General features: G+C 25.6%; 13 protein-coding genes. 9 read left to right on the top strand and 4 right to left on the bottom strand.

Translation table 11 applies throughout. The features are described from left to right. Window positions 1-79: 79 nt before the first annotated feature. The 3 genes from AMRN_RS03930 to AMRN_RS03940 are packed head-to-tail and all read left to right on the top strand — an operon-like array spanning window position 80 to window position 5852. The gene (locus tag AMRN_RS03930; RefSeq protein ID WP_099312502.1) at window positions 80-1414 is read left to right on the top strand and encodes an MATE family efflux transporter; all 1335 of its coding nucleotides are present in this window, start codon (window positions 80-82) and stop codon (window positions 1412-1414) included. Between the two features lie 45 nt (window positions 1415-1459). Continuing rightward, window positions 1460-5131 carry a hypothetical protein gene (locus AMRN_RS03935; protein WP_118897363.1) on the top strand — a complete coding sequence of 1224 codons (3672 nt, stop codon included), beginning with the start codon at window positions 1460-1462 and terminating at the stop codon, window positions 5129-5131. Further along, on the top strand, window positions 5115-5852 hold the full coding sequence (locus AMRN_RS03940) for an SEL1-like repeat protein (protein ID WP_099310057.1): 738 nt from the start codon (window positions 5115-5117) through the stop codon (window positions 5850-5852). Before AMRN_RS03935 ends, AMRN_RS03940 begins: the two co-directional genes overlap by 17 nt. A 23-nt stretch (window positions 5853-5875) precedes the next feature. Here AMRN_RS03940 and AMRN_RS03945 read toward each other — a convergent pair whose 3' ends face one another. The 3 genes from AMRN_RS03945 to mnmL form a co-directional block, all read right to left on the bottom strand. After that, entirely contained in the window at window positions 5876-7381 is a 1506-nt protein-coding gene (locus AMRN_RS03945) for a PLP-dependent transferase (RefSeq protein WP_099310058.1), read from the bottom strand. A 1-nt stretch (window position 7382) separates the two neighbouring features. After that, window positions 7383-8534 carry a trans-sulfuration enzyme family protein gene (locus AMRN_RS03950; RefSeq protein WP_099310059.1) on the bottom strand — a complete coding sequence of 384 codons (1152 nt, stop codon included), beginning with the start codon at window positions 8532-8534 and terminating at the stop codon, window positions 7383-7385. Between the two features lie 74 nt (window positions 8535-8608). Then, a complete protein-coding gene (mnmL, locus tag AMRN_RS03955) occupies window positions 8609-10267 on the bottom strand; it encodes a tRNA modification radical SAM protein MnmL/YtqA (RefSeq protein WP_099310060.1) in 1659 nt (552 codons plus the stop codon). A gap of 129 nt (window positions 10268-10396) precedes the next feature. Between mnmL and AMRN_RS03960 the strand changes: the two genes are divergently transcribed. The 3 genes from AMRN_RS03960 to AMRN_RS03970 all read left to right on the top strand — a co-directional run bounded on the left by AMRN_RS03960 (window position 10397) and on the right by AMRN_RS03970 (window position 12627). Further along, window positions 10397-11857 carry a protein adenylyltransferase SelO gene (locus tag AMRN_RS03960; protein ID WP_099310061.1) on the top strand — a complete coding sequence of 487 codons (1461 nt, stop codon included), beginning with the start codon at window positions 10397-10399 and terminating at the stop codon, window positions 11855-11857. Window positions 11858-11921: 64 nt separating this feature from the next. Next, the gene (locus tag AMRN_RS03965) at window positions 11922-12146 is read left to right on the top strand and encodes a DUF2798 domain-containing protein (protein ID WP_099310062.1); all 225 of its coding nucleotides are present in this window, start codon (window positions 11922-11924) and stop codon (window positions 12144-12146) included. 10 nt (window positions 12147-12156) lie between these two features. After that, the gene (locus AMRN_RS03970; RefSeq protein WP_099310063.1) at window positions 12157-12627 is read left to right on the top strand and encodes a MarR family winged helix-turn-helix transcriptional regulator; all 471 of its coding nucleotides are present in this window, start codon (window positions 12157-12159) and stop codon (window positions 12625-12627) included. Between the two features lie 14 nt (window positions 12628-12641). On the opposite strand, the gene AMRN_RS03975 is transcribed toward AMRN_RS03970, so the two are convergent. Further along, window positions 12642-13037: a DoxX family protein gene (locus AMRN_RS03975; protein WP_099310064.1), complete on the bottom strand. Its 396-nt coding sequence runs from the start codon at window positions 13035-13037 to the stop codon at window positions 12642-12644. A gap of 238 nt (window positions 13038-13275) precedes the next feature. Here AMRN_RS03975 and AMRN_RS14175 point away from each other — a divergent pair, with 238 nt between their 5' ends. From AMRN_RS14175 to AMRN_RS03985, 3 genes are all read left to right on the top strand, one after another. Beyond that, complete coding sequence (locus AMRN_RS14175) at window positions 13276-13434, top strand: hypothetical protein (RefSeq protein ID WP_165375110.1); 159 nt, start codon at window positions 13276-13278, stop codon at window positions 13432-13434. A 224-nt stretch (window positions 13435-13658) separates the two neighbouring features. Beyond that, window positions 13659-14261: a TetR/AcrR family transcriptional regulator gene (locus AMRN_RS03980; RefSeq protein ID WP_099310065.1), complete on the top strand. Its 603-nt coding sequence runs from the start codon at window positions 13659-13661 to the stop codon at window positions 14259-14261. Window positions 14262-14289: 28 nt separating this feature from the next. After that, window positions 14290-15330, top strand: a complete 1041-nt coding sequence (locus AMRN_RS03985) for an efflux RND transporter periplasmic adaptor subunit (protein WP_165375109.1) — start codon at window positions 14290-14292, stop codon at window positions 15328-15330. The last annotated feature ends 6 nt before the right edge of the window (window positions 15331-15336 follow it).

The raw sequence follows: 15336 nt of genomic DNA on the forward strand, positions 1-15336 counted from the left end.
ATTTTTTCTAGTCTTATAATATTTACCCTTTGTTAAGGTTTGAGGGATATAATTTCGCATATTTTATATGAGGTCTAAAATGCTAACAACAAAGCCAATAAGGGTTTTTTTTAAATATGCTATTCCTTCTATCTTAGGTTTATTAGCTATTTCATCTGCTGGAATTATTGATGGATATTTTGTAGGAAACTATGTAGGTCCTACTGCACTTGCAGCAATGAATATGAGCTATCCTATTATTACTATTATTATAGGTTTTTCATTTATGTTTGCTGTTGGAAGCAGTGTAATTTGTGGAAAATTAATGGGAGAAAATAATCTAAAAGAAGCAAATAATATCTTTTCAAAATCTATAATTTTTATTATTTTTTCATCTATTTTATTGGCATTATTACTATATTTTAATTTAGATAATATTTTTAGTTTATTTAATGCAAAAGAGAATTTAAAAAATCTTACGGTTAATTATTTATCAATAATTGTATTTTTTATGCCAATATTGATGGTTGCAATTGTACTTGATTTTTTTGTAAGAGTTGATGAACAACCAAATTTAGCCTTTCTTGCATTAGTTTCAAGTGCAATAGCTAATATAGTTCTTGATTATATTTTTATAGTTGAGTATGATCTTGGCATACAAGCAGCTGCATATGCAACTGGTATATCCCAAGTTTTGATTTTTTTTATATTATTTCCTTATTTTCTATCAAAAAAATCAAGCTTTAGTTTTATAAAACCATATGGAAATTTTAGCTCAATTTTTAAAGCAATGAAAAATGGCTCTTCTGAGTTTATAAATGAATCATCAGCAGGTATTACAGTAATTATTTTTAACTATATAATGCTACAAAAATTTGGAACTTTTGGAGTAACAGCTTATACTATAATTGGGTACTTTATTACTGTTAGTTTGATGATAAATTTTGCAATAGCAGATTCAATGCAACCTGTGCTTAGTAAAAACTTTGGAGCATTAAATTATCTAAGAATAGATAAATTTTTAAAGATTGCTTCAATTTTTTTAATTTCTATTGCAGTAGTTTTAGTAACTTTTATCTTGATTTACCCAGATGTTTTAATAGAACTTTTTTTAGAAGGTGAACATAAAAAAGATATTGAAAATCTAACTTTACAATTTATATATTACTCATGGCCAGCTTTTTTATTTTCTGGAATTAATATATTGATTACATCATACTTTACTTCAATTCAAAAACCATTTTATTCTATTATTATTGCAATATCAAGAAGTTTTATTTTTCCAATATCTTTGATAATTATATTGCCAATTTATATAGGAAATATAGGGATATTTGTAACTTTAGCACTTAGTGAATTTTTTACTTTTTTAATTGCTATTTATCTATTTTTGAAAAAAAGAGAGAAAATGCCTACATCTTTAATAACAAATTAAATTATTTTAAACTAAAATACCATAAATTATAATTAGGTTATAAAAATGGGCAATACATATAATGTAATAGAAGCAGGGGTTATACAATGCGCTTGTGGAGGTAAAGTAACATTAACTTCAACAGCAAAAGTAGAACGAATAGCAGGAGCAAAGCCTTTATACCTAAAAGATATAATAGGAGCCCCAGTAGCTTGCCCAAGAAGTAAAAACAAATGTACAAAAGTAGCTTCAATATCAACAGCAGGGACAGAAACAAATGTAAAATCAACTGCCAATCATTTTTTATTAAGAACAGATGGATTTAAAACAGATAAAGGAAGAGCAGTTGTATTAGTAAGTCCAGGACAAACAACTTCAAAAATAATTGCCCCACCAAGTATAGAAAGTAGTGTAGTAAAAGAAGAAGAACCACTAGAAGAGGCAATAAAACAAGAAGAAGAGATAAAACAAACAGAAAAATACTCTTTGTACTTAGTAAGAAAAAGTGAAGATGTATTTAGACCACTTAGACCAACAAGAGCATTTTTAAAATCTGATGATACTTATGTGGGAAAAAAAGAGTTTGTTCAAATAAAAGATAATGTTCATGTGCATACCTTTGCCTATGTGTATGTTATTCAAGATGATAAAATACAAGAGTATAAAGTACTAAGTAGAGGAACACTATATAGTGAAAAACTACAAGAGATATTTTTTGAAAATACAAATACAAAAATAAAATATAACTATATACCAATATATGAACAAAGTGAAATAACAATTTCATATAGTAGTATAAAACTTATAAATAAAATAGATATATTAAAACTAAAAAGACAAATAATAAATCCAAAACAACCAGATAATAAAAATAGCTTTTACTTTAAAGATACAAATAGTATAAATAAAACAATACTTACAAAAGATGATTTAAAACTACAAAAAGAGTATAAAGTAAATGAAGAGGATAAAAATAAAAGATTAAATATCCTTTGTATAATAGAAGATATCTTAGCCCAAATAGAAGATATGTATGAAAGATACTACACAAACTATAAACTTGCATATGCTTATAATGATAGTATTATTGAAGATATTAGAAAGAAAAATGAGTATTCTTATATTATTTCTAATACTTTAAATCACTTTTATGTTGATGAAAAAGAACAAAAAGATTATGATGAAAATATAAAAGTATTGAAAAAAGACTATGAGTCTTTAATTGAAATATTACGTTCAAGTCCTGTTTTGATAAAAGAACTTTTAAAAGATAATAATGTTGCAACAGTTATAGAAAAAAGTTCTGAAATAGCTTTATCTTATTTGCAAGAAACATTATATATCAAAAAAGATTTTTTTAAAAAAATAGTTTTGAAAAATGTGAATCAAACTACATTTATATTTGATAAAAAGGCTTATGCAAAAGAATCTTATAAAAAAACTTATCAATACACAAAATCTAGAAATATTGGTTATATTCCAACAATTAATGAATTTTTGGATTTTATTCCTAAAAATACAAAATTAAATATATATAAAGATAATCCTGACCTTGTATTATCTTTAATTGTATTTTCAATATTTTTCTCTTTAAAGTTTGAAGATATTATAAAAAAAAGTGGAAAATATGATGAAATACATAAATTGAGAAAAGAGTTCTATTTTACTTTAAAAAATACAAAACCAATGCCTCAAATTGGTGAAGAAAATATAAGAGATACAAAAAGTCTTCTTGAAAATCAAAAGCCATATAAAGAGATATTTCAAAATAAAAATAAACTATTAAGCGAGTATGAGAGTCTTGAACATAATAAAAAACTAAACTCTTTTAACTATTCAAATAAAACTATAAAATTTAATTTTTTATATCATGACAAAGGATTAAAATATTATAAAGTTTCTGGAATTGAAAGTCCACAAGAGATAATATCTAAAATAGCTACAAAATTAAAAGATAAAAAACTAGAAGAACTTTTAGGTATTTATCAAGGATTAACTAATATAGATGAAAAAACTTATGTAATTTCAGCTATGAATATAATATATTTGCTTCATGCTTCTAGAACTCTTCTTGATGAAGAAACAAATCTTACTACACCTTTTAATACTGAACACAAAAAATTACTAGAATATATAAGTGATCTTACAAGAAAGAGAAAAGCACTAAGCGATGAAGATAAAAAGTATATAGAAGATAACTATGCAATACATGAAATATATAATACAATGCAATACAATTTAATAACACATGCTTTTTTATCCCAAAAACAAAAAAGAAAAGATACAGTAGAAGCTTTTCTAAATCAATTTCCAGCAAAAAAAGTAAAATATGAACTAGTGCTTCCAAATTTACTTGATAATAACTTTGATGAAGAGTTTAATGCAAAAGCAAAAGTAGAAGAACTATATGAAACTTTAAAAGGAATTAATGGTAGTTCTTCTAATGTTGGGGATGCATTTGATGAATATAAAGATAGTAAATTAAGAGATGGTACTCTTAATAAATTTTCATCAAATCTAAACACCCATATAAAATCCTTATCTTTCCTAGTAGCAGGAGCAAATATTGCAAGAATATTAAGTGGGAAAGATAAACTAACAGTAAATAGTACAATCGGACTTGCAAATGATATTTCACTTTTAACAAAGAGTATCGCAAATACAATGGAAAAAAATATAGAACTAGTAAAAGCAAAAGAAGCAAAAGGATTAATGCAAAAAATATTTTCAAAAGAAAATGTAAATATTACAAAAAGTGCAAGTGGAAAAGTAATAGCCTTTTTAGGAATACCTGCGATTATAATATCATCTGGATTTGAAATAGAAAGATATGCAAAAGATGAGGACTATGATGCAGCTTTTTTTGTGACCTTAAAAAGTGCTTTGACTTTAACGCTTCTTTTAGCTGTACCTACTACTGTAGCAGTATTTTTACTCCTTGCAGTTATAGAGTTGGTTTGGTATTTATTATCTCATATGGTAATAGATAGTAAGTTAGAAAAATATATAAAAAAATCCCTATTTTTTAAAGATATTCCACGTATAGATATATCATATAAAGATAAATCTATTTGGGGCAAAAGTTTTAAATCAGAGATTTTCTTAGAGACTATTTCAAATGATAAAGAACTAAAAGCTTTAAATAAAAAAGGATTTTCAAATATAAAAGAGATAAAGAATTTTATAGGGGATAATTATAATAAACATAATCAAATATTTGAAGCTTCACTAAAAAATGAATTAAATCAAATAAATATAGCCTTATTAGGATATAAAATAGAACATCTAAATAAAAATATCAAAAAACCTTTATATACTTTAAAAAATGGATATAAACCAAGAGGTGATTTTAATACTATTGTTAAAATTGATAAAGGTTTAATTTTACATGCAATAATATTAGTTTCTAAAAATGGAATATATGAAGAAATAACAACAAAACCATATGAAGACGATTATATATATGACTTTACAAAATCAGAATATAATGACTATAATTGGCAAAATAAAGGTATAAGTGAAGTAGAAAAGTTAGCTTCAAGTGATTGCTATATAATACTTTCAAATGATAATGTTCAAATTAAATATAAAGTAATATTTAAAAAAGTATATACTTCTGTAGGTTTTTCTCCAATAATAGACTTGAAAATAGATGAATTAGAAGAAAAACTTTTAAATGATGAAGATTATAAACAAATAAAACAAATTAAAGAGATAAGAAATGAAAATAAAAAATAATATATTAAAAATAGTATTAGTTAATTTACTAGCTTTGGGCTTTATTGCTTGTGATGATAATAAAAGTTCAACTAATATAAAAAGTGAAAAAAAAGTTAAACTTCCTAAACCAGAATGGGATACTAGATTAGCTAATGTTGAACAAAATACAGGGAAATGGTATCAGTTAGCTGATAATGATGAAATTGCAGCTAGAAATATTGCAATTATTTATCGAGATGAGTTAAAGAATTATAAAAAAGCTATAAAATGGTATTTATATGCTAATTCTATTAATATAAATGCAGATAATTTATTTGGATTAGCTTTAACATATGATGATTTGAAAGATTATGATAATGCTATAAAATATTATAAAGAATCATTTAATTTAAAATACAAAGAAGAAACAATAAATAATTTATCTTTATTGTATAAAAAAAATTTGAAAGATTATAAAAATGCTGCGATTTGGTATAAAAAAGGTATAAAGAGAGAAAGCATTTATTCCATAAAAGGAATGGCAAATCTATATCATAATAATTTAAAAGATGATGTAAAAGCAAGTGCTTATTTATTAAATTTAATTGCTTATAAAGAGTTTGAAAAAGAAAAAACTTTAAAATATTTAAAAGAAAAGTGGAAATTATCAAATGAAACAATAAAAAAAGGTTATGAACTACAACTAACAATGCCAGGACTTCCTAAAAGATATAAAGGTAAGTTAGGTTTAGATGAATAGAGTAAAACATAAAGTCAAAAGTCTTAAGAAATAAGACTTTCTACTCTTTTAAATTCATTGATAATATCTTCAATATTTTCAGTTCCAACTGAAATACGAAGTAAATCAATAGGTAAGTTTATTTTTTTTAAAAACTCTTGACCTTTTTTACAAGAGATATAATCATAATGAGCTAGATAAACATAAGGCATTAGAAGTGTAAATTCTGTACCTAAGCTTGGTCCTTTTGCAAAGTTTAGATTATCATATATTGTTCTAAACTCTTTATTAAAAGTAACACTTATAAGACCAGAGTATGAGTTGTCATCTTGTATTGTTATTTTATAATTTTTTTCATTCTCTTTACTAAAACAGTGATAAATTTTATCTATATAAGGACAATTTTCAAAATAGTGTATTAGTTTTTTTGTATTTGCACTTATTTTTTTTACTCTTTTTTTATAATCTTTAATCTCGTAAGCTAATCTTTGAATATCTTTTATATAAACCATATCAAGATGTTTAAAAAACTCACCTTGCATATGTGAAATTTTGAAGTTTTCATTTAATATAACTGCTCCCATTAAAACATCTGCATTTCCACATGCAAACTTTGTAAGGGATTCAACTAAAATATCTGCATAGGGTTTTAAGTTTAGATTGTATGGTGTTGCTAGGGTTGCATCTATTACTAAAACAATATTATATTTATTGCAAAGTTCTCTCAATCTTTTTAAATCTACACTTTGAAGTAGGGGATTTGTAGGTATTTCTGTAATAATTGCAGATACATTTAAGCCATTTATTTTTAAGAAACTTTCAAGTTCATCAAGTTTTGTTATATCTAAGAATTTCTTTGTTCTATTGTAGTGGTGTTCTACTATATTCATAGTATCAAGATATAACCAACCTAATTGAACTAAAATAGTTCTATTATTTTTCTCTTGTATCTTTTTTAATCCTCTAATTACTGAATAGATTGCATTCATTCCAGATGGGGCAAGACCTATGTTTTTTATTGGTTGCTTGTATGCTTTTGCAAGAGTTTGTTTTACTGTGTGTAAAGCTGTATTTTCATCTTCTAATTCTTCTTCTTGTTTAGTTTTTATAACTTTTACTTCATATAAATAGTCTTGTGCAAATCTTGAAGATAAGTTACAGCCAACATGTTGAATAAATGTAAGTACTTTTTGAAGCTGTGTTGTACCTTTTAATACTAAAATTACACCAAATGGTTCATCTATATCAATTTTGTTATGAATAAAGTATTTATTACTTACAATTTTTACGGCTTCTTTTGAGCTTAGTAATACAACTTCATATTTATTACTAACTTTATATTTATTTTTTATATAGTTTGCTAGAAGTTTTAAGTATGGATGCAAAACAAATCTAGGATAAGCACTTTTTATCTTTTCTAAAATCTGTGGTGTTTGCTCTTCATAATCAATAACATCTTGTAAGCTTGGCATACTTACAGATACAGCATGTGTGTTATTAATAGGTAAAGTTTCACCACAAGGAATATGCTTAAATAGTTCTTTTTTCATATTATTTTACGGCTTGTTTTATATCTTCTATTAAATCATCTATGTGTTCTAAACCAATTGAAAATCTAACTGTACTATCACTTATTCCAATTGCAGCTAATTCTTCTTTTGAAAAACTTGCATGGGATATTTTTGCAGGTATCTCTACTCTTGAGTCTGGACTTCCAAAAGAACATTTTTCTCCAAAAATTTTAGTATTTTCAATAAACTTTTCTGCAAGTTCTTCACTTACAAAGTCAACACAAAAAACACCTGGAATATACTGCATTTGCTTCTTTGCAAGTTCATATTGTGGATGTGATTTAAGTGCTGGATGAGTTACTTTTTTTATATAATCTTGCTCTTGTAAAAAGTTTGCAATTTTTATAGATAATTGTTCATGCTCTTTCATTCTAATTTTCAAAGTAGGGATACCAAGTGTTATTAGATATACATCCATTGGGTTTTGACTTCTTCCATGTGCATTTGCATAGTAATGAATTTCTTGTGCTAACTCTTGTGTCTTTGCAACAATAGCACCAGCAACAACAGCTCCATGTCCTGATACATATTTAGTAGTTGAAAATAGACTAAAATCAGCTCCAAGCTCTAAAGGTCTTTGTGAAATAAATGTAGCAAGTGAGTTATCAACTGCAAAAAGTGCATTGTATTTATGTGCTATATTTGCTATTTGTTCTAAATCAATAATTTTAAGACCTGGATTTGTAGGACTTTCACAAAGTACAAGCTCTATTTGATTGTTTTTTAATATCTCTTCAACTTTATCTTGGTCTAAAAAGTTGGCAAAATGAACTGTAATATTATATTTTTCTTTAAATACTTTTAACAATCTAAAAGTTCCACCATAACAATCTGCTTCAACTAAGATTGATGAGTTTGCTTTTAAAACTGTTTCAAATAAAAGTGCAACAGATGCTATTCCTGTGTGTGTACAAACACAACCAGCACCACCCTCAACATCACTAAAAAGATTCTCTAACATCTCTCTTGTTGGGTTATCACTTCTTGTATAATCATAAATTTTATTACCATTTTGTTTTTTTAAATCAAAAGTTCCAGTATTGTAAATAGGAAAGTGTGAAGCTCCTGCTTTGTCTTCAAATGGAGCATACTTTGCTATGTGACTTAATGCTGTTTCTATATTTTTATTCATATTTCCCTCTATATTTCTTACTTATATATAATATTTTACAATAAAAAAAATTAGATTTAGTTATATTAGGCTATTTATAGGCTTTGCTGCTCTTTGTTTGTAACGATTTGTTTATCTCTATAAACTAGATATTCATCTTCATAGCATACCTCATCACTACTGTTTATCCCATGTTTTATCACTAAAGCTTTTATATCTGTTTTTTCTAAGCTAAACTCTTCATAAACAAAATTCGCTTTTGCAAGTGCAACTTTTACTATATGATTTGTTTGTGAGCAAATCATAACTCCATCACTTTTAAGTACACTTTTTAAAAGTTTAAAAAAATCATAGCTTAATAAAGAAGCATTTAGATTATGTAAAAAGCTATCAAGATATATAATATCAAACTTTTTTTCTAAGTTTTTAAGGGCAAATCTTGCATCTTGAACTATAAAATTTAAGCTATTAAACTCATCTTTATAACTATATTTTTCAAATATCTCTTCTAATACTTTTGAATAGTTCTCATCTTCAATAAGTTTTGAAGCTGTTTTTATAATTACTCTATTTTTATCAATTGCTGTGATGTTTAGTTTGTGTTTCTTTTCTAAAAAGATACTACAAAGTGAGTTGTATCCCATACCAAAACCTATATCAAGTAAATCTATATCTTTTTTTTCTAATTTTTCTTTTAGTTTGGATTGCTTTATAAAAGCCTCTTTTGCTTGTAATAAAGCACCACTTTTAGGATGATAATAATCTTTATGTATCTTATCCCATACTGTTATACTTTTATCTTTTAATTTAAAAGTGTTCTCTTTTTGTAAAGATTCTTCTTGTTTACTTATCATATCAGCTTGAGTATATCCTGCATAAATCATTTGTTGATTTACATACTCAACAAATTGACCTTTTTGCATATGCCAAATTGGAGAGAGTAAATCACTACTTGGTGTATCTGTACTTATTCTAACTATTGCAATATTTTTAGGAATATTTCTTATAAGGTAGATTAATTCTTGTGCATATTCATACTCATCTAAAGTTTTAAACTTGTTTTTTTCATACTCTTTGTGAAGTAAAGTATTTTTAATAATATGAAGATTATGAATTTTTATACCATCAACTTCATGTTTTACTAATTCTTTAACTGTATGAAGCCAGTCTTTTCTTGTTTCTTTTTCAAGTCCTACAATAATATGTGCAAAAACTTTTATTCCATACTCTTTTAACTTTTTTATTGCTTTGATACTACAACTAGCATCATGACCTCTATTTATTCTTTTTAAAGTTGTATCATTTAGTGTTTGAACTCCTAAGTCAATATAAACATCAATTTGTTCATTTAACTCTTTTAAATACTCTAGTGTTTTTTTATTTAAGCAATCAGGTCTTGTTCCGATACTTATAGCTTTAAAATTATATAAACTAAGAAGCTTCGAATATACTCTTTTTTGATTTATTACAGAGGTGAAAGTTCCTGTATAAGCTTGAATATAAAGCATAAACTCTTTTGCTTTATATCTATTTTTTGAAAAAGTAATAGCTTTTTGTATCTGCTCTTGCACACTATTTGTATCAAGAGTTTGTGCTGCTCTTGCTCCATTTGAGGGACAAAAGGTACAACCACCAATTCCATTTGTATCTCTATTTGGACATCCAAGATCTAAATCAATTGGGATTGAGTGCAGTGTATTTCCATAGTTTTCTTTCATATAATTTTTAAAACTAAAGTAGGGCGCTTGTATCATTTAATTCCTTTGTGCAATTATATTTACATTTGTATTAAAAGTTATTTTTCAATTAAAAATTTTATATAATAGTTTTAATATAGGACAAGTTTTATCTTATTTTGTTAGTGTTAAATAAAAAGATATTTTATGAAATTAGATGAATTGAAATTACAAACAAAATATTTGGATAGTGTAGATAGTAAGTTTTACCAACTTTTAGATGCAACTGCTTTAGATAATGCTTTTTTAATCTCTTATAATAAAAAGCTTTGTGATGAAATAGGTCTTGATTATAATGAGTGTGAAACAAATGAGTTTATAAACTTTTTAAATGGTAAAAAAGTTTTAGAAGGTTCAAAGCCTTATTCTATGGTTTATGCAGGTCATCAATTTGGACATTTTGTTCCACAACTTGGAGATGGAAGGGCTATAAATTTAGGAAGTATTGGCAAGTGGCATTTACAAACAAAAGGTTCAGGACTTACAAACTACTCAAGACAAGGTGATGGAAGAGCAGTTTTAAGATCAAGTATAAGAGAGTATATTATAAGTGAAGCTATGCATGCATTAAATATCCCAACAACAAGAGCTTTAGCAATAATTGGCTCAGGGCATAATGTTTATAGAAATCCTTTTCAAGCAGAAAAAGGCGCAGTTGTTTTAAGAGCTAGTGATTCTTGGATTAGAATAGGAACTTTTGAGTATTTTGCAAGAAGTAAAGATGCAAAACAAAATATAACAGCATTGGCTGATTTTGTAATATTAGAAAATTACAAACATTTAAAAGATGATGAAAATAAATATGAAAAGTTTTTCTATGAATTAGTTGATAAAACAGCTTTACTTTTAGCAAAATGGCAAACTTATGGTTTTATGCATGGAGTTATGAATACTGATAATATGTCAGTTTTTGGTGTAACTATTGATTATGGGCCCTTTAGTTTTATGGACTATTTTGATAAGCATTGTATTTGCAATGACACAGATATAGAAGGAAGATACTCCTATAACAATCAACCATATATTGCAAAGTGGAATCTTTTTGTTTTAGCTGATTGTTTAAGTATTATTGCTGATTTTGAAAAATTAAAGAACTATTTAGAAACATTTTTTTCACAACACGAAAGAGAGTATTTAGAACTTATGAACAAAAGGTTAGGTCTTGATATAACTTTAAGTGGAGATAAAAATATTGATTTGATTATTAGGTTACTAAAAGCACTAGAGTCTTCAGAAATAGATTATAATTTATTTTTTTATAAATTATCACAACTTGAAAATTTAGATGATTTTTCATCTATTTTAGATAATTGTATTTATCCTTTAGTTATGAAAGAGTGGTTACAAGAGTATAAGCAAGTTTTACTTTTAGATCCAAGAACTCAAAATCAAAGATGTGAAAGTATGCAAAAGGTTAATCCTAAATACATAATAAAAAACTATATGTTAGAAGAGGCAATACAAAAAGCTCAAGAGGATGATTTTACTTTAGTAAATGATTTATTAAATATTGCCCAAAACCCTTTTGATGAGCATAAAGATTTTCAAAGGTATGCAAAAGCAACTCCAAAAGAGTTTGCAAATTTAAAATTATCTTGCTCTTCTTAAATATTAATTAGTTTTATGGTATTAATTAAATTTATAAAAATAAATAATACTATAAGGAAGAATATTGATAAACGCAAAATATAGACGATTGGTATTTTCATTTTTGATGGCATTACTTATGACTTTTATCATGAGTTTTGCTATTACATTTTTGAATTTAGGGTTTATTGATGAGTTTGTGTACAAATGGATAACAGCTTTTATAAAAGCATTTTTTATAGCTTTTCCTTCGGTGTTTTTTGTGGCACCTTTTGTAAATAGACTTGTGGATATTTTGATAAAGAAATAAAGGAAATATTATGGCTTCAAAAACAAGTATTATTAAAAAACAAAATAATACAAAAACAAATCCTATATATAAAATAGCTTCAAAAGTTTATAACTTAAATGAACTTTTAAAAAAAGAGGTTGAAAAACTTTTATCAAGTTATGATATTGGCTTTGCTGAATTAGATTTACTAATAGTTTTACATGAAGCAGATAAAAAAGTATTTAAGCCAAGTGATTTGTATGATAAACTGCAATTCTCATCAGGTGGAATTACGAAAATAATAAAAAGATTAGAAATTAAACACTATATAAAAAAAGAGGTATTTTTAGATGATTTAAGAAGTAAACCTATAAGTATCACTAAAAAAGGACAAAGTTTAGTTTTAGAATTATTTCCTAAAGTTATTCATTTAGAAAAAAATATTTTTTCTGTACTTGAATTTGAAGAATTAAATATAACTTATAAGTCTTTATTAAAAGTAATAAAAAGTTTAAAGTAAAAGTCTTTTGACTTTTACTTTGAATCAACTGCGATTCTACCTGCTCCTAAAAACATAATAGCAATACAACTAAATATATAAAAATATACTGTTTCTAGTAAAGGTGATCCATGTTTTGATATTTCAAATATATCATGAGGATGTACTAAATATACAGCCATTAGCATAGTGCACATAATAATAAACGCACTAAATCTAGTTTTATATCCAAAGATAAGAAAAATTGGTGCTAATATTTCACCAATATAAACACCAAATGCAAGTATAGCTGGTAGGTCATTTTTTATAAGCATATTTTCTACAAAGCCCACTCCATGAATAATCTTAGCATAGCCATGAAATAACATCATAATAGCCACAGTAAGTCTTAGTATAAGCTTCCCAATATCTGATTCACTAGTTCTATTCATACTTTATACCTTTATAAATAATCATTCTAAGCTATTATGCACTAGTTGAACTTAAAAGTTAATAACGATTCTTAAAAAGATTATATAAATTAAAAACATAAGCCCTTGCTTTTTATATTTTATTTGGCTATACTGTAAAACTTTAGGATGATTATTCATCTGTTTATGCACTTATTAATTCTCACGTTGATATTAAACTTAAACAAAACTAATTAATAAAAAAACAAAAAGGAATAATATGTCAATTACGCATATAAAAACAAATAAGAAAATAGAAGTTCTTCTAAGATTATTAGAGAAAAAAGAGAGTTTACAAGATGCTTGTTCAAAAGCTGGATTAGATATAAAATCATATCTATTAAATAACAAACATAAACTACTTACAACAAACAAATAATCAAAAAAACTGCTCATAGTGTGATAGGGTAAACTCCTATCAATACTACTTCCACTACTTTTAGAAACTCATTTTATAAATAAAAAATGTAAAAATTACTTATTATTGACTAGTAGTCGATAATAAAAGTTTCTATTAAGATAAAAATTATATAATTCTACTTGACCGACAGTCAGTCATAAAATAACATGACTATACTATAAGCTTATTATTATGGAGGTTTGATGCCAAAAATTGTAAATAAAGAAGAAAGAAGAAGAGAAATTGCACTATCTTGTAGTGACTTGATACACGAAGTTGGTATAAAAAAGCTTACGGTATCACAAGCTGCAAAAACAGCAGGTATTGGAAAAGGTACAATTTATGAATATTTTGAAAATAAAGAAGATATAATTTTTGAAATAATAAATATTCATATAGATAAATATCATGATGAGTTTGAAAAAAATATTCAAAAAGAGAAAACTACAAGAGATAAAGTAGTCCATTTTTTTAAATTTGCTATTGATGATAGTGAAGAAAACATGAAACACTTTGATGGATTTAAAGAATACTTATCAATAGTTTTAAGTGAAGAAAATGAACAAATGTTAAATTTTAATTGTAGTTGTAGTTCATTTTTTCAAGTGCAATTGACTAAAATTTTACAAGAAGGCATCACTAAAGGTGAGCTGAAAAATGAAGCTATTGATTTAGTTGAAGTAATTATGGTTTATGAAAGAGGACTTGCTATTACAAAGATGACTCAAAATGATACAGACATTAAAGTACTTTGTAAAAAGTTTATAGATAGTCTTTTTGAATTAGTAGAAATAAAAAAAGATTAAAGTATTAGATTACTTTAAAGGGGACAAAGTGATTAAAAAAGTTTTATTAGTATTAGCAGTGATTAGTTGCTCACTGTTTGCAAAAGGTGGACCTGCATTAGTAAATGTAGCTTCATTAGAAAAAGGAAAAATAAACCCACTAACAGAGTTTATAGGAACTGTAAAGTTTGAAAATAGTTCAGTTCTTGCAAGTGAAACAAATGGACTTGTGGAAAAAATATATTTTGAAGTTGGTAAAAAAGTAAAAAAAGGTGAAACTTTAATTAAAATAGATTCATCAATTTTAAATGCACAAATTAAAGCTGCTTTAGCAAATGTTAATACAGCAAAAGTTGAATTGAAAAACTCAAAAAATGATTACAATAGATATTTAGCACTTGTACAAAAAAAATCAATTGCTCAAAAAACTTTTGATGATATGCAATTAACATACGAATTAGCAAAACAAAAATTAATTTCATCAGAAGCAAAACTTCAAGAATTAAAAATACAAAAAAATAAAAAACTTGTTAAAGCACCATATGATGGAGTAATTGTATCAAAAGAGATTAATTTAAATGAGTGGGTTAATAGTGGTTCAAAAATTGCAAATATTGTAAATACAAACAATATAGAAATGATGTTTAATCTACCAATTGGTTATGTAGATGAATTAAGTAAAACAAAGATTTATAAAATAAAATTACCAAATATGACTGTTGATGGAAAACTTTATGCTGCAATTCCAAGTGGGGATAAATTAACTAGAACATTTCCAGTTAGATTTAAAGCAGTTGTAAAAGATAAGTTTATTTTTGATGGAGCACAAGCAAAAATAAAACTTGCAAAAGAGATTAAAAAAGATGCTTTAGTTATAAATAGAGATGCAGTTATTAAAAGATTTGGTCAAGATGTAGTTTTTGCAATAAACGAAAAATCAATTGCAAATATGATTCCAGTACAAATTATTGGTTTTGATGGATTGAAAGCTGGTATTAAAGCACAAGGTTTACAAGAAGGTATGAAAATTGTTGTAAAAGGGAATGAAAGAGTTTTTCCTAAGCAACCAGTAAAAGTTTTAAATAAATAGGAAAAT

The organism is Malaciobacter marinus, assembly GCF_003544855.1.
Taxonomy (GTDB): domain Bacteria; phylum Campylobacterota; class Campylobacteria; order Campylobacterales; family Arcobacteraceae; genus Malaciobacter; species Malaciobacter marinus.

Excerpts from the sequence above, each read along its gene's own strand:
- AMRN_RS03930 (WP_099312502.1), top strand. The coding sequence starts at position 80 with ATGCTAACAACAAAGCCAATAAGGGTTTTTTTTAAATATGCTATTCCT.
- AMRN_RS03935 (WP_118897363.1), top strand. The coding sequence starts at position 1,460 with ATGGGCAATACATATAATGTAATAGAAGCAGGGGTTATACAATGCGCT.
- AMRN_RS03940 (WP_099310057.1), top strand. The coding sequence starts at position 5,115 with ATGAAAATAAAAAATAATATATTAAAAATAGTATTAGTTAATTTACTA.
- AMRN_RS03945 (WP_099310058.1), bottom strand. The coding sequence starts at position 7,381 with ATGAAAAAAGAACTATTTAAGCATATTCCTTGTGGTGAAACTTTACCT.
- AMRN_RS03950 (WP_099310059.1), bottom strand. The coding sequence starts at position 8,534 with ATGAATAAAAATATAGAAACAGCATTAAGTCACATAGCAAAGTATGCT.
- mnmL (WP_099310060.1), bottom strand. The coding sequence starts at position 10,267 with ATGATACAAGCGCCCTACTTTAGTTTTAAAAATTATATGAAAGAAAAC.
- AMRN_RS03960 (WP_099310061.1), top strand. The coding sequence starts at position 10,397 with ATGAAATTAGATGAATTGAAATTACAAACAAAATATTTGGATAGTGTA.
- AMRN_RS03970 (WP_099310063.1), top strand. The coding sequence starts at position 12,157 with ATGGCTTCAAAAACAAGTATTATTAAAAAACAAAATAATACAAAAACA.
- AMRN_RS03975 (WP_099310064.1), bottom strand. The coding sequence starts at position 13,037 with ATGAATAGAACTAGTGAATCAGATATTGGGAAGCTTATACTAAGACTT.
- AMRN_RS14175 (WP_165375110.1), top strand. The coding sequence starts at position 13,276 with ATGTCAATTACGCATATAAAAACAAATAAGAAAATAGAAGTTCTTCTA.
- AMRN_RS03980 (WP_099310065.1), top strand. The coding sequence starts at position 13,659 with ATGCCAAAAATTGTAAATAAAGAAGAAAGAAGAAGAGAAATTGCACTA.